The following is an 18407-nucleotide window of genomic DNA, read 5'->3' as shown; positions in this document are numbered from 1 at the left end:
TCGGTCACCTCGCGGGGCCGCTCCTCCATGACGTAGTGGTCGGCGCCGCGCAATCGTGGCTGATTCCGGGCAGCATCTGCCGGGCGAAGTGCGCCCCGGTGCGGACGGACAGCACCGCTACGAACGCGCCGAACAGGCAGACCGTGGCGGTGATGATCATCGCCACTGAGAAGCCGGGCCCGAGCGGATGCCCCGGTCCGGCGGTGATGCCGGACGCGACCGGCAGCACCGCGACGGCAAGCAGGCCGGCGAGGCGGGCAAGGGCGTTGTTGACGCCGGAGGCGGTGCCCGCGTAGGCGGCGGGCACGGCGGAGAGAACGGCCGCGGTCAGCGGCGCCACGGTGATCGCCAACCCGACACCGAAGACGACCACGGCGGGCAGCACCGCGCCGAGATAGGTCGCCCCGGGCACGATCCGGGCCATCAACGCCAGCCCCGCCGCGGCGACCATCGGGCCGACCGTCATGGGCAGCCGCGGCCCCGCGCTCTGCCCGAGCGCGCCGGCCCACGGCGAGCCGATCAACATGATGATCGTCATCGGCGACATCGCCAGCCCCGCCGCGAGCGCAGAGTAGTGCAGGCTTTGTTGCAGCTGCAGCGCCAACAGAAACAACGCGCCGCCGACGGCGGTGTAGACGGCCAGGGTCGTGAGGTTGGCGCCGGTGAATTGCCGGGATCCCAACAGCCTCAGCGGCAGAAGTGGCGATCGCGCGCGTCGTTCGATCGCCGGAAAGGCAAGCAGGGCCACCGTTCCCACGATCCCGGCGGCCGCTGTGACGAACGTCCAACCGCGCGAAGGCGCCTCGATGAGCGCATAGATCGCCCCGGACAACCCGATTGTGACAGCGGCGGTCCCCAGGACGTCCGGGCGGCCCCGCGCGGTCGGATCGCGCGATTCGGGGATGTGCCGAGCGGCGATCCACACCACCGCCGCGGCGAGCGGAAGGTTCAAGAAGAACACCCAGCGCCACGACGCCGCGTCGACGAGCCAGCCGCCGACGAACGGACCCAACGCCGTCGTCACGCCGGACATCCCCGCCCAGATCCCGACGGCCCGGCCCCGGTCGTCGTCGATGATGCCGGCGTCGATCAACGCGAGGCTGCCGGGAACCAGCGCCGCCGCGCCGACGCCCTGCACCAGCCGGGCCCCGACCAGCCAGCCGACGGTCGGCGCAAGACCGCAGACGACAGAGGCCGCGGTGAAGACGACCAGCCCGGCGATGAACACCCGTCGGCGGCCGTAACGGTCGCCTGCGGCGCCTCCGGAGAGCAGCAGCGCGGTGAGGGTCAGCAGGTAGCCGTCGAGGACCCACTGTTGACCGGTCAGGCCCCCACCCAGGTCGCGCCCGACGGCCGGCAGCGCCACGTTGACGACGGTGCCGTCCAGCAGCGCGATGCCCGAACCGAGTACGGCCGCCGCAATCAGCCAGCGCGCACCGGACGACGCCAGCGGCAGTCGGCTTTGCTCGGCCGATTTCCCGCTCGTGGGCTGATTCATCGTCGAGAATTCTGCGCCGGCGTTCGTCGGGTTGACATCGGGCCTACGATTTCCCGCATGCCGATTCTCGGAAACCAGACCGTCGTGGCCGCGCGGGTGTCGAGGGCGACCTCTAACGCGTTGCGGATCGAGCTCACCGCGGCCGACGGCACCGAATTGGCCCGCGCCCAGCAGAAGGGCGGCGTCGGCGTTCTGCTCGGATTCAAGAACGGCGGCAAAGCCGACTACACGCTGTCCGGCGCGGCGGGCGACGAACTGAGGCTGGCGGTCGCCGGAACGACCACAGTCACCAACCCGGACAGCACCGTGGGACGGATCGTCCCGGCCGACGGCGCGGCGCGGCTGGAGGACGGCGGCGGCACCGTCCTGGCGGTCGTCCGGCCGCACACCGGGTCCAAGGCCGACGGCGCCTGGCATCACCCGATCCTGTCCCCCGCCGGCGACGAACTGGGCGTCCTGACCCTGATGACGGTGCACACCGGCTGGAGCGACATCGAAACCGAGGCAATCCAATTGCTGACCAACCGCAACGTCGCCACGCTGAAAGCGCCGTCGGCCGGTGCGATGCTCAGACTCCGCGCGCCGGTCAACGCCTGGCTGGGCGACATGCTGGCCGCGGCCTGCGTCGACTTCTCCGTGCTGCCCCGCGGCTACATCGCGTAAGTCCCTGCCCCGGAAGCCGTTTCGTCGCCCGCAGGTGGGCTCGCGTTCACGTGGCGGATGCCCATTGCGCGCCTGGTGTGCAAACACCGCTGCCACACTGACTCACCTGCGCGCCGCCGGCATGCCCAAGGGAGTAGGACTCACGATGACCGATCTCGATCAGACACCCCCCGACGGAAGCTCCCCCAGCCCCACCCGGGCCGACCTCGTCGAGCACTCCCGCACCGGGATGAGCGCGGCCGCGCTGCAACGGGCGATCAACGACCACCTGCGCTACTCGATCGGCCGTCCGGCCGCCGCGCGACGGCCCGAGCACTACTACCGGGCGCTCGCCCTGGCCGTGCGCGACCGCATGCAGGACCGCCGGGTGGCGTCGACGCAGACCTCACTGGACCTCGGCCGCAAGGTGACCTGCTACCTGTCGGCCGAGTTCCTGATGGGCCCGCAGCTGGGCAACAACCTGCTGAACCTGAACATGGAGCGCGCGGCGCGGGAGGCGCTGTCGGCGATGGGCCAGAACCTCGACACGGTCCTGGCCTGCGAGGAGGAACCCGGCCTGGGCAACGGCGGCCTCGGCCGGCTCGCCGCGTGCTACCTGGACTCGCTGGCCACCCTGGAGCGGCCGGCGATCGGTTACGGGATCCGCTACGAGTTCGGCATCTTCGACCAGGAGATCCGCGACGGCTGGCAGGTCGAGCAGACCGACAACTGGCTCGACCACGGAAACCCCTGGGAGATCGCCAAACCGGACGTCACCTACCTGGTCAAGTGGGGCGGCTACGCAGCGCACTACACCGACGACGACGGCCATGACCGCGTCCGGTGGGTGCCGGGCCGGCTGCTGAAGGGCGTCGCCTACGACACGCCCATCCAGGGCTACGGCGTCAACACGTGCAACGTGCTGACGCTGTGGAGTGCGCGGGCCGTGAAGTCGTTCGCGCTGGAGGCCTTCAACACCGGCGACTACTACGGGGCGGTCGAGGACGAGGTGATGTCGGAGACGGTCACGAAGGTGCTGTACCCCAACGACGAGCCCGAGGCGGGCAAGCAGCTGCGCCTGCTGCAGCAGTACTTCTTCGTGTCCTGCTCGCTGCAGCACGTGCTGCACATCATGGACGACCTCGCCGACGCCGGCGTGCGCGAGCTCCCCCAGCGATTCGCCTTGCAGCTCAACGACACTCATCCCTCGATCGGGGTCGCCGAGCTGATGCGGTTGCTGATCGACGAGCGCCACCTGGACTGGGACGAGGCCTGGGAGATCACGGTCGCGACGTTCGGCTACACCAACCACACGCTGCTGCCCGAGGCGCTGGAGACCTGGCCGCTGGAGTTGTTCGCCGAGTCGCTACCCCGCCACCTCGAGCTCATCTATGAGATCAACCGGCGATTCCTCGACGAGGTGCGCGCCCGGTTCCCCGGCGACGAGGACCGGGTCCGCCGGATGTCGCTGATCGGCGAGAACGGCGGCAAGAACGTCCGGATGGCACATCTGGCCACCGTCGGCAGCCACGCCATCAACGGCGTCGCCGCGCTGCACTCGGAGCTGCTGAAAACCAGTGTGCTGAAAGACTTTTACGAGATGTGGCCGGAACGGTTCAGCAACAAGACCAACGGCGTGACGCCGCGCCGCTTCCTTGCGCTGGCCAACCCCGGGCTGCGGGAGCTGCTGGACCGGACCGTCGGCGACGGCTGGCTGACCGACCTGGGCCGCCTGCGCGGACTGGAGCCGTTCGTCGAGGACGCGGCCTTCCGCCGGGAGTGGCGCGACATCAAGCGCACCAACAAGGCGCGGCTGGCCAAGTACATCCGCTCGGTGGCGGGCGTCGAGCTCAACCCGGACTGGATGTTCGACGTCCAGGTCAAGCGCATCCACGAGTACAAGCGCCAGCACCTCAACGTCCTGCACATGGTGGCGCTGTACCACCGGATCAAGCAGAACCCGGGGTTGTCGATTCCTCAGCGGGCGTTCATCTTCGGCGGCAAGGCCGCGCCGGGCTACTTCATGGCCAAGCGGATCATCAAGCTGATCAACGCGGTCGGCGAGACCGTCAACGCCGACCCGGACGTCAATCGCTTCATGAAGGTGGCGTTCGTGCCGAACTTCAACGTGCAGAACGCGCACATGATCTATCCGGCGGCCGACCTGTCCGAGCAGATCTCCACCGCGGGCAAGGAGGCGTCGGGGACCGGCAACATGAAGTTCATGATCAACGGCGCGCTGACCATCGGCACGCTCGACGGGGCCAACGTCGAGATGCGCGAGGAGGTCGGGCCGGAGAACTTCTTCCTGTTCGGGCTGACGGAGCAGGAGGTCGAGGCGGTCAAGGCGGGCGGGTACCGCCCGGCGGACTACATAGACGGCGACGACGAGCTGCGCGCGGTGCTGGATCTCATTGCGGGCGGGACCTTTTCGCACGGCGACACCGAGGTGTTCAAGCCGCTGGTGGACAACCTGCGCTACGACGACCCGTTCCTGGTCTGTGCCGACTATGCGTCCTACGTCAAGTGCCAGGAGCAGGTGAGCTCGGCCTGGCAGGACACGGAGTCGTGGACGAAGATGTCCATCCTGAACACCGCACGCAGCGGCAAGTTCTCGTCGGATCGCGCCATCGCCGAGTACTGCGACGAGATCTGGAACGTGTGGCCGCTGACCGTCAAGATGTGAGGCCGTGGGGCGCCTCGGTCGAGCGATTTTTCGCACCACGTGCACGTTCGGCGCGACGGCAGCATGGCCGGTCAGCGGTAGCCCGGCAGGTCCGGCACGCCGCTGGCGGTCAGCCAACCACCGCCGTCGACGACGAGCGTGGCGCCGGTGACGTACGAGGCCGCGTCGCTGGCGAGGAACAGCACGGCTTCGGCGACCTCCGTGGTCGAACCGCGGCGCCGCAGCGGGTTCTGAATCGTGCGGTGCTGGTCATCGCCGGCGATGCGCCGCACGCCCTCGGTGCCCGACATCGCGCCCGGCGCAACGATATTTACGCGCACCCCGGCGGGCCCCCATTCGATGGCGCAGCTGCGGGTCAGCGCGTCGATGCCGGCCTTGGCCGACACCACGTGCGCCTGCAGGGCCATGCCGCGATATTGGGTCGCCGCGCTGATGTTGATCACGGCGCCGCCGTGCTCGTGCAGCCATAGCTCGTAGGCCGCCTTCGACACGTTGAAGGTCCCCAGCAGGTCGATGTCGACCACCGCTTTGAACCCGTTCGGGCTCAGGTCGCTGATCGGCGCGGGGAAGTTTCCGGCGGCATTGTTGACGACGATGTCGAGGCGACCGAACGTTTGCACCACGTCCGCGACGACCGTCATGACCTCCTCGTAACGGCGGACATCGCACACGCCGTAGATCGCCTCGATCCCGGCACCCTGCAACTCCGTCACCGCGGATTGCAGGTTGGCTTCCTTGCGGCTGCAGATGGCGACGCGGGCGCCGTGGCCGCCCAGCACGCGGGCGGTCTCCAGGCCGAGACCGGTGGCGCCGCCGGTGACCAGGGCGACCCTCCCGTGCAGCAGGTCGGCCCGGAAGGGGCTGGGGCGGGCCATCAGCTGTCCCAGCTCGAGACCAGGCCCAGCGCGCGCATCAGGTGGCCCTCGAACCCGCTCAGCAGCGAGACCCCGGTGACCGGCGATTGCGGCAGCGGGAAGTTCAGGCCGGGATCGAGCGCCGGATTGAACGGATAGCCCGTCGGCATCATCGACTGCGGCAGGAACCCGAGATCGACCAGGGCCGCCTGTGGTCCCTGCACCGCGCCGTGCGCGAGGTCCGGGACGATGGTGAACGGGTCCGGCAGTTCGAACAGGCTGGCCGGGGTGGGGATGTTGGCGTACTCCCCCGATCCGTAGCCCATGTCGACGATCACCCGCAGATCCGGCTGCAGCAGGTCGGCCAGGGCGTTGCCGTAGGGCGCCGGCACGTACAGCCGCAGCGGCGAGACGAGCGGCAGGTTCTGGGTCAACAACTCGTAATAGCGGGTGGAACCGGTGTAACCGGGCGAGGTCGGCAGTTGGATCGCGCCCCCGATCTGTCCTGGTGTCGGGTCGACGTAGTCGTGGGTGCCGTGGTAGAGCGCGAACCCCATGAACGCGTTCAGGTCGCTGACCGGGTTGAGCACGTACCGGGGCAGGTTGGTCACCATGTCGTACTGGTTGGTGAAGATCACGGTGGGGTACGGCGAATCGGGGGGCGTCGCGCCGTTCATCAGGACGTCGAACAGCGGGATGTACAGCCCGGGAAAGCGTTCGAAGAACCCACCATTGGGGTTGCCGGGGTCACCGGTCAAAAAGAACGAAAGCCGGCTCGGGTCGGGCGGATTGGCCATGGCCATCAGGTTGCGGATCTCGTCGGTGGCCACGAGCGAACTCTGCGAGGTGCCGTACACGACCACGTTGTTGCCCGCCGCGAGTTCGGTGTTGATGGCGGTGTCGAGCAGCTGCACGCCCCGGGCCACCGACTGGCCCAGCGTCAGGTTGCCGAGTTGCGGTGTGAGCGGCCAGAACTGCTCCGGCGTGTAGATCGACTGCCCGAGCGCCCCGGTGAGCGGCGACAGCGCCGGGTTGTTCAGGAAGTTGGCCATGATGTTGCCGACGTACTTGGCGTCCGGCAGCGGGAACGTGGTGCCGCCGACGATCAGCGCCACCGACCCGTTGTGCGGCACGATCAGCGGCGGGATGCTGGTCGGAGCGGGGTTTTCGGCCTGCGCGGCGAACGAGATCAGGGGTGATTCCAACTCGCCGACCGCGTCGCGCAGCGCCTGCTGCGCGGCCTGTTCGGTCCCGGCATAGGCGATCCACGCCGCGCTCAGCAGTCGCGCGAATTGCCGCTGGAACGCGGTGACCTGGGTGGCAAGCTCCCGGTAGATCCCCGCCTGGTCGTTGAACAGCGGCGTGATCGCCGCGCTGACCTCGTCGGCCCCGGCGGGCACGATGCCGCTCGCCGGCAACGCCGCGTAGGCGTTGGCCCGGTCGAGCATCGCGCCGATGTTGCCGACGTCCTCCGCGGCCGACGCCAGCGCCTCAGGAACAACCTGGATCAGCGCCATCGGGACCATTCTCGGCAATGACGCGGGGGGCCGCGACCCGTTTGGCGAAGCTCGTGCCGTCGCGCGGCGAACGCGGGGCCTTACACTGGGCCGGCAAGGTGCGCGAGTGAAGGTGAACACCAGTGGGGATCACGAAAATCGCCGCCGGCGGGCTCGTCGGTCTGGCCGCACTGTTCGGCTCGGGGATCGGCTTGGGCATGGCGCGAGCCGACAGCAGCCAGGAGAAGGAAGCGTGCCGGCTGATGGACGATCCGGCGGGCCCCGAATCGGGTTACCTACCAGCCGAATACGCTTTCATGGTGTTGCGCGCCAAGGTGTCGGCCGAGGAAGCGCGCAATCTCATGTCCGAGGGGGCACACGACTACTGTCCCAATCACATCACCGACCTGCCGGCGGGCTGGCGGTAAGGAGGACGGGAATATGAGTACGGCTTTGTTTGGCTTCCTGACCGTGCTTGCGCTCGCGTTGGCGCTGGTGTTCGCCGCCATTGCCGGCGTGTACGTCCGGCGGCTGGGCGATCGAGCGACCACTCCGGTAAGCGAGCAAATCGGGGCCGCCAAGACGGTGCTGGCCAAAGTGCGCAAGGGCCAACCGATATCGCGCGAGGAGTTGGACTATGCGAAGCAGATCACGGCCGTCCGCAGCTCCCCGATGACGTTCTGCATCCCCGCCGCGCTGTTCTCGGTGGGCTGCTTTTATGTGTTCGGCAGCCTTTACCACCTGCACGGCGCGACGCCCTCCGAGCGGACGTTTCTCGGGGTGTTCCCCATGTTGGCCTCCCTCAATTTCACGACCCAGATTCTGCGCAGCGCACGCTTGAAGCGGCGACTGCGGAAGATGGCCTGACGCGGCCGAATCCCCCGGCCGCGGGCATGCCGCAACCCCCCCGGTCGCTTTCCGGCCCCGGTACCGATACTCTTTGCACGATGTCCATTGGGTACATGACCGTCTACTATCCGCGTGGGCCGGGAGCCGGGAGCGGGGGGAGAAGGTGACCGAGTGAGCCCTCGTTCAGTCGGCAGGACCGTCCTGGCGCGGGTCTGGATGCCCCTGGTGGCCGTCGTCGCGATCGCCGCCGGCGCGGTCGGCATGTGGAAGGTGCACCAGTTCTCGGCTCCGCCGCCCGTGGTCACCGTCAACGGCCCGGCGGCACCGCCGGAGTTCAACCTCAAGCGCCTCACGTACGAGTTGACCGGCTCGATCGGGGAAGGCGGGATGCTCGTCTGGGTGGACGTCGACGGGCATCCGCATCAGGTCAATCTCACGACTTTGCCGTGGTCGCACACGGAGGCGACCACACTCACCGTGGTGTCGGGCAGCATCTCGGCGCAGGTTCGCGGCGGTCAAGTCGGCTGCCGACTGCTGGTGAATGGCGTCGTCCGCGACGAGCACTCCGATGACCACCAGGATGCGCACGTCTTCTGTCTGGTCAAATCCGCATGAGCGAGCATTTGGCGGAGCAACGGCCGAGGCGGCCCTTCGTCCCCAGAATGGTTCGGATCTTCGCGATACCGATCATCGCCTTCTGGGCCCTTCTCGCCGTGTCGACGAACACCTTCATGCCACAGGTGGAGCGGGTCGCAGAGGAACTCGCGGGGCCGGTGGTTCCCCACTACGCGCCGTCGCAGCGGGCCCTGCTGTCCATCGGCGCGAAGTTCCACGAGTCCGATTCGACCAGCCTGGCGATGCTCGTGTTCGAAGCCGACCGGCCGTTGGGCGACGCGGACCACCACTACTACGACGACTTGGTCCGCCGGCTCAAGCAGGACCCCAGGCATGTGCAGTACGTGATGGACCTGTGGGGCAAGCCGATCACCGCGGCAGGGGCGCAAAGCCTCGACGGCAAATGCTCGTATGTGCTGCTGCGCCTTGCGGGCGATATCGGCCAGATGCAGGCGAACGAGTCCGTCGCCGCCGTTCGGGACATCGTCGCGAAGGACACGCCGCCGCCCGGGCTCAAGGTCTATGTCAGCGGCGCGGCCCCGCTCGCGTCGGACACGGTGGCCATCGCGAATTCGAGCCTGAACGACATCACGATCGTGACGATCTTCCTCATCATCGGGATGTTGCTGCTGGTGTACCGCTCGATCGTCACCCTCTTTGTGCCGTTGGCGGGGGTGCTGTTCGAGATGCTGGTCGCCAAGGGGGTCATCTCGTTCCTCGGGCATTTCGGATACATCGAGCTCTCGTCGTTCGCGGTGAACATCGTCGTCGCGCTGACCCTGGGAGCGGGGACCGACTACGGCATCTTCCTGATGGGCCGCTATCACGAGGCACGGCAGGCCGGCGAGACCAGGGAGGAGGCGTTCTACACCGCCTACAAGAGTGTCACGCCGGTCATCCTCGGCTCGGGGCTGACGATCGCGGGCGCGTGCTACTGCCTGACCTTCGCGCGACTCAACTACTTCCACACCATGGGGCCGGCCGTCGCCATCTCCATGCTGTTCACCATCGCGGCGGCGCTGACGCTCGGCCCGGCTTTCCTGACCGTGGGCAGCCTGTTCGGGCTCTTCGACCCGAAAAGCAAGGCCAAGGCGACTCTGTATCGGCGGATCGGCACGAGCGTGGTGCGGTGGCCGGTGCCGATCCTGGTGGCCAGCGCCGGTGCCGTCGTGTTCGGGGCGGTCTTCGTGCCGACGTACAAGCAGAACTACGACGACCGCCAATACCAGCCGCACAATGCCCCCGCCAACCTGGGTTTCGCGGCGGCGGACCGGCACTTCCCGAAGAGCAAGCTGTTCTCCGAGATGCTGATGATCGAGACGGATCACGACATGCGCAACTCGGCCGACTTCATCTCGTTGGACCGGGTGGCCAAGGCCCTCATCCGCCTTCCCGGCGTCGCGATGGTGCAGAGCATCACCCGCCCCCTGGGCCGGCCCCTGGAACACGCCACCATCCCCTACTTGTTCACCACGCAGGGCAGCGGCAGCGGTCAGCAGCTCCCGTTCAACAAGCAGCAGAACTCGAATACGAGCCAGCAGGCGCAGATCACCACGCACTCCGTCGAGGTCCTGCGGCAAGAGATCGTCTATTTCCAGAACATGTCGGATGAGCTGCACAAGACGGTTCTCACCGTGGAGGACCTGCAGAGGATCACCGCCGAGATGAACCAGGAAATCTCAAACGTCGACGATTTCTTCCGGCCGATCAAGAGCTATTTCTATTGGGAGAGGCACTGTTTCGACATTCCCATTTGCTGGACCTTCAGGTCGCTGTTCGATGCGCTCGACAACATCGACAAGCTGGCCGACGACATCACCGACGCCAAAACGTCCCTCGAGGCAATAGACAAGATCCTGCCGCAGGTGATCACGCAACTGAAACTCACCGCCGACGACTCGGAGTCGCTGGCCGGCCTGTTGGTCAGCAGCTACGGTCAGTCCGCGCTGCAGTCCACGCAGACCGCCCAGACCTTCGACGACCAGGTCAACGTGGGGCTGGACTTCGACCAGTCGCGCAGCGACGACTTCTTCTACATCCCCCATGAAGGTTTCGAGAACGACGACGTCAAGACGGGCATGCAGCTGCTGATGTCGCCGGACGGCAAGGCCGCCCGCATCATCGTCACGCACGAGGGGGACGCCAACGGGCCGGAAGGCGTGCAGCACGTCGAACAGTTCCCGACCGCGATCACCGTGGCGCTCAAGGAGACCTCGCTGGCGGGCGCGCGTGTCTACATCGGCGGCTCGGGCTCGACCAACAAGGACATCAAGGAATACGCCGCGTCCGACCTGCTCATCGTGGCGATCGCCGCCTTCGTGCTGATCTTCTTGATCATGTTGTTCCTGACCCGGAGCCTGATGGCCGCCTTGGTCATCCCCGGTACCGTGGCTTTCTCGTATGCCGGAGCGTTCGGGCTCTCCATACTCGTCTGGCAGCACCTCATCGGCCTGCCCCTGCACTGGCTGATATTGCCGCTGACGTTCATCATCCTGGTGGCGGTGGGTTCGGACTACAACCTGCTGTTGATCATCCGCGTCAGAGAGGAACTGCACGCGGGGATCCACACCGGCCTCATCCGCGCGCTGGGGAGCACGGGCGGCGTGGTGACGTCGGCCGGTCTGGTGTTCGCGTTCACCATGCTGGCGATGCTCACCAGCGATCTGCGCACGATCGGTCAGGTGGGTTCGACCGTGTGCATCGGCCTGTTGCTCGACACGCTGATCGTGCGTTCGTTCGTGGTGCCGTGCATCATCAGGATCCTCGGCCCCTGGTTCTGGTGGCCGACGCTGGTGCGTTCCCGCCCGCTACCGCAGGGTTAGGGCGTCGATCAAGTGGTGCGGGCGGTCTCGCGGGCGACGAACACCGAGACATAACCGATCGGGATGCCGGTGCGGTTGGCGATGCACCGCCGCGCCGCCACGTCCACCTCGGCCCGGCGGCCCACGCGGACGAGGCCACCAATCTCGGGAATCCGGATCATCCACCCGCCGGCATCTCGCGCGACTTCGATGTCAAAGCACTGACCGACCGTGGGGCAGTTCACCCGCGGGGCCGCGCGTCGCGTACGGCTGCGGCGCAATGCGTTTGGGTGCCGCAGACTGGGCTGAATGGGCATGTCTGCTTTCCTGGGTCAGAAACGGGCCGCGCGCAAGAGTAATCCGATTCGCGCCCAAAACCTAATCGGCCGACTGATCCCGCGCTAGCCGGCGCCCTTGCCGTTGTCGACGCGGTAGACGGCGCCGTGGACGGCGGCGGCGTCGTCGCTGGCAAGGAACGCGATGACATTCGCCACGTCGAGGGGCTGCATCATGCCGCGCGGCGAGGCCGTCCGCATGATCAGGTCGTAGTTCGGGTTCTCCGGCGCGCTGAACTGTTCGATCTGCGGTGTCAGCATGCCGCCCGGGCACACCGCGTTGACCCGCAGCCGATCCGCGGTGTACTCCACCGCAAGGGCACGGGTGAGGCCGATCAGCCCGTGCTTGCCGGCGCAGTACCCGGCCGAGTAGGCCTGGCCCTCGACGCCCGCGATGGAGCTGACGTTGACGATGTTGCCGCCGCGCTCCAGCAGATGGGGCAGCGCGGCCCGGCACAGGTAGAACGGCCCGTTCAGGTTGACCGCGAGGTCTTGGGCCCAGTCGTCGTCGGTCATCGACTCCGTGCGGCGCATCTGGTGCTTTCCGGCGACGTTGATCAGGACGTCGAGCCCGCCGAACTGTTGGACGCACTGCCGCACCGCGTCCCGGCAGGCCTGCGCCGAAGCAACGTCCACCGATGCGTACGAGCCCTTGATGTCGGCGAACACCTCGGCCAGGCGCCCGACATCCCGTCCGATGCCGAAAACCGTTGCGCCCCGCCGGGATAGCAGCCGCGCCGTCTCCGCGCCCAGGCCCGACGACGCCCCGGTGACCAGGATGACCTTGCCCTGTAGTGGTGACATACCGCGCAAGGCTACGAGACAATCAGCTGATGTCCAACGAACCCCCACCTCCCCAGCGCCCCGCGCCAAAACCGTCGCGGGAGCAACTCGCGCCCGAGGACTTGGAAAGGTTCGGCGACGAGGAGCAGGCACGCGCGGCGGACGACGAGCGGCGGCTCCGCGACGAGCGACCCCCGCACCACCGCTAGCCTATGTGCGCACCAGGTCTTCCGTGAGCGCCTCGTCGGCCAGGTCTTCGAGTTCTTTGCCTTTCGTCTCGGGTCCGAGCAGGTAGCCGCCCAGCGTCAGCACCCACAGGCCGGCGAGCGCCAGGTACGGCGTCTGCAGCCCGTAATGCGTGATGCCCCACCCGACCACGGCCGGGGCCGCGATGGAGACGATGCGGCCACCGCCGACCGCGATTCCGAAACCGGTGCCGCGCAAGACCGTTGGGAAGAGCTCGGAGACATAGGTGTCACCGACGCCCCACAGCCAGCCGAGGGTGGCGATGGCGATCGCCCCGAAGACCAGGTATCGGTCCAACGAGTGAGAGGTGGCCGCCAGAATCGTCGAGAGGAACTCGATGACCGCGGCAAGGATCGCCGAGGGACGCCGGCCCACCCAATCGGCGAGCGCGGTGCCCAGGTACACGAAAACCACCTGCAGCAAGAAGAACAGCAGTGCGTACCGGATCGCGTCGATCGGGGATGCGTGGAACCTCTTCACGATGTAGGTCGTCAAAAAGACTGTCACGCCCCAGTAGCCGACCGCGTTGGCGGTGTAGATGAGCCAGCCGGCGACGAGCCGTCGCCGCACCCCGGGCAGTTTCCACAGCCGCGGCTTGGCGACCCCGCGCACGATCTTCGTCTGCACGTCGGTGTAGCGGTGCGATTCGGTGATGCCTCGCCGGACCAGGAACAGGACGACGGCCGGGACGATCGCCACGATGAACGCCGATTGCCAGCCGAAGTGCGGCACCAGGGCGAGGGCGACGGCCGCGGCCAGCACATAGCCCAGGGAGAACAGCGAGAAGATCACGCCGCCCACACCGAGGGCACGGGTCTTGGCGGGCCACACCTCGGCCGTGTACGGCGCCCCGACCGCGAGCTCACCGGCACCGCCCACACCGGTGAGGAAACGGAGTCCGGTGAAGGCGGCGATGTTCGTCGTGAGTCCGGCCACCGAGGTGGTGATGCCGTAGAGCAGGATCGACGCCCCGAGCGTGGCCTTACGCCCCCACCTGTCCGCCGCGTACCCGAACCCGATGGTGCCGATGGTGTAGCCCAAGAGGAAGATCGAGCCGATGTATCCGGCCTCGGCGTCGGTGATGTGCAGCGTTCGTTTGATGTCCGGCAGCACCAGGCCGTAGATGTTGACCGCATAGGAATCGAAGCCATAGCCCAGCCCGGCCGTCACCGCGACGAAGAGGGCCTGCTTGAACGTTGCGGGGGTGGCCCGGGGTATCCGGGTGGGGACGCTGCCCACGCTGGAAGTCATCCCGGAAACGTATGCGGACGGGCTCCCGGCGCGGAAGGATCAGGATCCGCTTGATCGGAACGGAATTTTTGCCCTACTCAGTTCTCCACCAGGTCGGGAAGGGGTTCCGCGTCCGTCAGCCAGTGGCGCCCGGTCCGGCGGGCCGCCTCCCACTTGGGGATGCTCACCGCATCGTCCTGGCCCAGGTCCTCCGGGGTCGGGCCGATGCGCGCGGCCAGCGGGGCGAGGGCATCCAGGTCGAAGTTGTACACCTCGGCCGCGGCCAGGCCCAGCATTTGTCGCGTCTCCTCCACCGGGATGTCCCAGAAGGAGCGGTGCAGCCAGTCGCGGGTGTGCGGCCAAGTCCCCTCAGGGTGGGGAAAGTCGTTGCCCCACAGCATGTTCGACACGCCGATCTCGTAGCGCCGGGCCAGCTCCCTGCGCTCGGTGGTGGTGGCCCCGATGAAGCAGTTCCGGTCGAAGTACGCCGAGGGCGGCATCGTCAGGTCGCCCTCCATCTGATGGCTCATCTTCTTGGCCGAGTGCTCACGCAGGTACCGCGTGTCCATCAGCCACAGCAGGTCGTTGGCCCAGAACGCGCCGCACTCGGTGACCCCCCAGCGCAGCCGGGGGAAGCGCTCGAACACACCGGACCACAACGCGAACCACAGGGGCCGGGCGCCCCACCAGCGCACCTCGGTGACATAGATGCCCAGGTGCCCGCCGTACTCCTCCTGCGGGGCGGGACCGGAGTGGGTGTGCACCGGCATCTGCAGGTCCTGGCAGACGGCCCAGACCTTGTCGTAGCGACGGTCGTGGTAGGGCGGGTAGCCGACCCAGCGCGCCGGGATCAGGATCCCGCCCCGCAGTCCGGATTCCGCCGCTCGGGTGATCTCGGCGACCGCCGCGTCGACGTCCGCCAGTATCGGCACGACCGCGACCCCGGCCCGTCGCTCGGGGCTGTGGCTGCACAGCTCGGCCAGCCATCGGTTGTGGGCCCGCGCCCCGGCCATGGCACGCCCCGGGTCGAGGTCGCCGGACTGGCCCAGGCCGGCGCCGAACGGGGCCCCGGCCACCCCCGTCACGGCGTCCGCGTCGGGGAAGATGACCTCGCCGACGACACCGTCACCGTCCAACTCCTTGTCCCGCAGGCCCACATCCCATCCGCCGGCGATGCCGTCGCCATGCTCGGCGAACCATTGTTCGGCGAACTCCTCGTCGATGAATCCGCCCGCCTGGGCCGCGGCGGTCTTCTCGGCCAGGTAGACCTCGAAGTCGTCCCGGTATTCCGGGTCGACGTATTCGCGGTACCGCTCGGTCGGCAGCTCGGCGTGGCAGTCCGCCGAGATGATGAGATACGGGTCCACTGTGCTCCTTTCAGGTCCCATGGCGCTTACCAGGCACGGATGGGGTCGGGCTCGAAGACGGTGCTGCTCGCGTCGGCCGGCACGACGGCCAGTGGCTCGGCAACCTCGGCGACGGTCGGGCCGATTCGGCTGACCAGGGGCGCGAGGGCCTCGAGGTCGAAGCCGTACACCGCCGCCGCGTTCCCCCCGACAATGGCCGCCACCTCGTCGGCCGGGACGCCGCTGAAGGTGTGGCGCAACGCCTCCCGGGTGTAGGGCGCGGTGCCCTCCAGGTGTGGGTAGTCGCTGCCCCACATGATCTTCTCGACGCCGATCCGGTGGCGTTCGGCGCATTCGACGGGTCGCATGAAGCTGGCACCGACGTAACACTGGCGGGTCCAGTACTCACTGGGCTTGAGGCTGAGCGAGCCGGCGGTGGGCCCGGCGAAGCGGGCGATCGCGGAATTCGCCCGCCCGTAACGGGCCGCCGCCACGTCGAGCGAGTCGAGAGTGGCCGGTATCCACCCGGAGCCCTGCTCGGTGAACACCACGGTGAGGTCCGGATGGCGATCCAGCGCGCCGCTGAAGATCAGGTGCCACAGCGCCCGGTGCGCGAACCAGTGTGTCTCGTACACCCACACCGCGAACGAGCTGCCCCACCCGTCCGTCGGGTTGGGTCCGGCGTTGCCGCCGTGGTGGTTGACCACCACGCCGGCGTCGTCGCACGCCGCCCACAGCGGCTCCCAGTGCTCGGCGTAGAGCTGGGGGATGCCGGCGCCCGGGGGAATCCCGGGCAGCAGCACACCGCCGCGCAGGCCCAACTTGGCGATCTGCGGTACCTCGGCGACGGCTTCGTCCAGGTCCCCCAGCAGGATCTGGCCCACCCCGGCGCGCCGCTCGGGCGACGAAGAGCAGAAGTCGGCCAGCCAGCGATTGTGCGCGCGCAGGCCGGCCCAGCGCAGCTCGAGCTCGCGGGCGTCCACCGGTTGGGGGGCGGCCAGGCTCGCCTGAGGGAAGAACGGTGGCACGGTGTTGGGGAAGATGACTTCGCCCGCGACCCCTTCGGCATCCAGGTCCGCGTTGCGCCGGTCGCTGTTCCAGTTGCGCTCGGCGTCGGCCTCCGTCAGGTCTCCGAACGGGTTGACGTATGCCCTTGCCCAGCAGTCGAATTCGTCCCGGTACTGCCGATCGAGGTACTCGCGGTAGTCGAGCAGGTCAGCTCCGGCGTGGCAGTCGGCCGAAATGACCGTGTACCGGTCCATGGCGCTAGGCCCGCGCCGGCTCGGGCCTGGGGGCGGCGAGCAACGCCACATCGTCGTAACGCTGGTGCACATACGGCAGCAGCCACTCCTGCGGCACCCGCTGCGCGATCCGCCCCACCTGGATGGTGCGGCGGCGACACCAGGTCATCGACCTGATTTCGCGGATCACGATGTCGGCCACCGGGTCCAGCGGTGACTCCCCCAATTCGACGGTGCCGTCGATGTTTTCCAGCACTTCGTAGTGCCGGTGGTATTCGCCGTAGACCAGGTGGGGGTCGGTGATGCCGCTGCCGTCGGGGGCACGCAGGAACTTGAAGTAGAACTCGGTGTTCACCTGGTCGGGCGGCAGCTCCGCCGGGCCTGTGATCCGGCCGTTCACCTTGATGAGCGGATAGCCCAGCCGGTCGACGGTGGCGGTGACGCGATCGCCTTCCCGCTCGACCTCGATGTGGGCCAGTTTCTTTGGCTCGCCGAATGTTTCGCGCCCGCCCGTGACCGACTGTTCGGTCGACTGGGGCATGAAGAGCGGATAGTCGCCCGCGAGGTCGCCGTGCCGCGCGGTCACCGAGAACACCGCCGACCCGAACGGCGGCCTGCCTTCTATCCGGACGCGCTGAAGCTGAACGCGTACCAGTGGTTCGGCCGCCGGCTCCAGCGGCTTGGGCAGCACGGCCGCGACGATCTGCGGATCGGTGAGGTAGGTGACGGTGATCGCCTCGGTGGCGATGGGCGCCTTGGTAGCGTCGATCTCGTGGTCGACCTGCGCCTCGGGCGCGCGAGGACCGTAGCGAATTTCGTTGGTGCTCAACGTGTTCCTCCTTCGGTTTTCTCGGCATGCCGGCCGAGGACGTCGACCAGGTAGTCGGGCTCGCCGCGGCCGAGGATCGACGCAGCCTTCTTGCTCACGACTTGATCGGCCGGCGTGGGTGGCCCCATCATCCAGAACCGGTCCGCCCGGATTCCGTCCACGACCAGGTCGGCGACCGTCTCGAGCGGGGTGAACTCGACGCGCGCGCCGGCGGCCTCGAAACGGGCCACCACCTTTTCCAGTGTCGCCTCCGGTGTGCGGCGTTCCTGCGTCGCGGCGTAGCGCTCCGGGCGGTGCCGCCACGACTCCCAGATCCCGGTGTTCAGGAAGCCGCCGGGGAAAAGGACGTGCGCCCGCACCCCCGTCCCGGTCATCTCCAGGTGGGTGTACAGGCTTTCGGTCAGGCACAGCACCGCGGCCTTGGTCATCGGATAGACCGCCGTGGCCGGCCCGCCCATGGCCCCCCGCGCGATGGGCGCGAACCCGCCGTTGCCCGAGCAGGTGTTGACGACGTGTCCCTCGCCCTGCTCGAGCAGGATGGGCACGAAAGCCTTGATGCCGTGGATGACACCGAGCACGTTGACGTCGATGCCCCAGCACCAGTCGGCCAGGTCGTGTTCCCACATGTATCCCTCGGACACCCCGCCGGTGCCGGCGTTGTTGCACAGCACGTGCACCGCGCCGAAGCGGTCGAGCGCTTCCTTGGCGAGCGAGGAGACCGAGGAATAGTCGGTGACGTCGGTGCGTACCCCCGCCACGTCGATGCCCTCGTCCGCGAGTGCCCGGGTCGCCTCCTCCAGCGGTTCGGCGAGGACGTCGGCAAGCACCACCTTCATGCCTTCGCGGCCGAAGCGCCTGCCCAAGGCTTGGCCGATGCCGCCGGCTCCCCCGGTCACGACCGCCACCTTGCCCTCAAGGTCCGTCTTCCTGGCAATCACCGTGGCCATCGTCACATG

Annotated in this window: 17 protein-coding genes; 7 read left to right on the top strand and 10 right to left on the bottom strand. The window is 67.9% G+C overall.

Going from position 1 to position 18407, the window contains the following annotated elements; genetic code table 11:
• Nucleotides 1-4: 4 nt before the first annotated feature.
• On the bottom strand, nt 5-1498 hold the full coding sequence (locus A5696_RS14380) for an MFS transporter (protein ID WP_067879816.1): 1494 nt from the start codon (nt 1496-1498) through the stop codon (nt 5-7).
• A gap of 57 nt (nt 1499-1555) precedes the next feature.
• Between A5696_RS14380 and A5696_RS14375 the strand changes: the two genes are divergently transcribed.
• Nucleotides 1556-2161 (top strand): hypothetical protein, encoded by a 606-nt coding sequence (locus A5696_RS14375; RefSeq protein ID WP_067879813.1) that lies wholly within the window; start codon nt 1556-1558, stop codon nt 2159-2161.
• 229 nt (nt 2162-2390) lie between these two features.
• Nucleotides 2391-4826, top strand: a complete 2436-nt coding sequence (locus tag A5696_RS14370; RefSeq protein WP_067879985.1) for a glycogen/starch/alpha-glucan phosphorylase — start codon at nt 2391-2393, stop codon at nt 4824-4826.
• 71 nt (nt 4827-4897) lie between these two features.
• On the opposite strand, the gene A5696_RS14365 is transcribed toward A5696_RS14370, so the two are convergent.
• Nucleotides 4898-5701 (bottom strand): SDR family oxidoreductase, encoded by an 804-nt coding sequence (locus A5696_RS14365; protein ID WP_067879810.1) that lies wholly within the window; start codon nt 5699-5701, stop codon nt 4898-4900.
• The gene (locus tag A5696_RS14360; protein WP_067879981.1) at nt 5701-7197 is read right to left on the bottom strand and encodes a PE-PPE domain-containing protein; all 1497 of its coding nucleotides are present in this window, start codon (nt 7195-7197) and stop codon (nt 5701-5703) included. Before A5696_RS14360 ends, A5696_RS14365 begins: the two co-directional genes overlap by 1 nt.
• 122 nt (nt 7198-7319) lie before the next feature.
• On the opposite strand from A5696_RS14360, the gene A5696_RS14355 reads away from it, so the two are divergent.
• From A5696_RS14355 to A5696_RS14340, 4 genes are all read left to right on the top strand, one after another.
• Nucleotides 7320-7604, top strand: coding sequence for a hypothetical protein (locus tag A5696_RS14355; protein ID WP_067879807.1), 285 nt, complete (start codon nt 7320-7322; stop codon nt 7602-7604).
• A 13-nt stretch (nt 7605-7617) separates the two neighbouring features.
• Complete coding sequence (locus A5696_RS14350; protein ID WP_067879804.1) at nt 7618-8043, top strand: hypothetical protein; 426 nt, start codon at nt 7618-7620, stop codon at nt 8041-8043.
• A 198-nt stretch (nt 8044-8241) separates the two neighbouring features.
• Nucleotides 8242-8640 carry an MmpS family transport accessory protein gene (locus A5696_RS14345; protein WP_067879801.1) on the top strand — a complete coding sequence of 133 codons (399 nt, stop codon included), beginning with the start codon at nt 8242-8244 and terminating at the stop codon, nt 8638-8640.
• Nucleotides 8637-11462, top strand: a complete 2826-nt coding sequence (locus tag A5696_RS14340; RefSeq protein WP_067879798.1) for an RND family transporter — start codon at nt 8637-8639, stop codon at nt 11460-11462. Before A5696_RS14345 ends, A5696_RS14340 begins: the two co-directional genes overlap by 4 nt.
• A gap of 8 nt (nt 11463-11470) precedes the next feature.
• On the opposite strand, the gene A5696_RS27680 is transcribed toward A5696_RS14340, so the two are convergent.
• The gene (locus A5696_RS27680; RefSeq protein WP_156738393.1) at nt 11471-11623 is read right to left on the bottom strand and encodes a long chain fatty acid-CoA synthetase Faa4p; all 153 of its coding nucleotides are present in this window, start codon (nt 11621-11623) and stop codon (nt 11471-11473) included.
• Nucleotides 11624-11842: 219 nt separating this feature from the next.
• Nucleotides 11843-12580, bottom strand: a complete 738-nt coding sequence (locus A5696_RS14335) for an SDR family NAD(P)-dependent oxidoreductase (protein WP_067879795.1) — start codon at nt 12578-12580, stop codon at nt 11843-11845.
• Nucleotides 12581-12609: 29 nt separating this feature from the next.
• Here A5696_RS14335 and A5696_RS28015 point away from each other — a divergent pair, with 29 nt between their 5' ends.
• Nucleotides 12610-12768 (top strand): hypothetical protein, encoded by a 159-nt coding sequence (locus tag A5696_RS28015; protein WP_197516980.1) that lies wholly within the window; start codon nt 12610-12612, stop codon nt 12766-12768.
• Between the two features lies 1 nt (nt 12769).
• On the opposite strand, the gene A5696_RS14330 is transcribed toward A5696_RS28015, so the two are convergent.
• The 5 genes from A5696_RS14330 to A5696_RS14310 all read right to left on the bottom strand — a co-directional run bounded on the left by A5696_RS14330 (nt 12770) and on the right by A5696_RS14310 (nt 18398).
• A complete protein-coding gene (locus A5696_RS14330; protein ID WP_067879791.1) occupies nt 12770-14056 on the bottom strand; it encodes an MFS transporter in 1287 nt (428 codons plus the stop codon).
• A gap of 77 nt (nt 14057-14133) precedes the next feature.
• Complete coding sequence (locus tag A5696_RS14325) at nt 14134-15423, bottom strand: amidohydrolase family protein (RefSeq protein WP_197516979.1); 1290 nt, start codon at nt 15421-15423, stop codon at nt 14134-14136.
• Nucleotides 15424-15428: 5 nt separating this feature from the next.
• Nucleotides 15429-16643: an amidohydrolase family protein gene (locus A5696_RS14320; RefSeq protein WP_067879785.1), complete on the bottom strand. Its 1215-nt coding sequence runs from the start codon at nt 16641-16643 to the stop codon at nt 15429-15431.
• Nucleotides 16644-16647: 4 nt separating this feature from the next.
• Nucleotides 16648-17451, bottom strand: a complete 804-nt coding sequence (locus A5696_RS14315) for an acetoacetate decarboxylase family protein (protein WP_067879782.1) — start codon at nt 17449-17451, stop codon at nt 16648-16650.
• On the bottom strand, nt 17448-18398 hold the full coding sequence (locus A5696_RS14310) for an SDR family NAD(P)-dependent oxidoreductase (RefSeq protein ID WP_156738392.1): 951 nt from the start codon (nt 18396-18398) through the stop codon (nt 17448-17450). The genes A5696_RS14315 and A5696_RS14310 overlap by 4 nt, the downstream gene beginning before the upstream one ends.
• Between the last annotated feature and the right edge of the window lie 9 nt (nt 18399-18407).

The sequence above is a fragment of the Mycobacterium sp. E2699 genome, from assembly GCF_001666745.1.
In the GTDB taxonomy this organism is placed as follows: domain Bacteria; phylum Actinomycetota; class Actinomycetes; order Mycobacteriales; family Mycobacteriaceae; genus Mycobacterium.
This window is presented reverse-complemented; position numbering and strand designations above follow the sequence as displayed.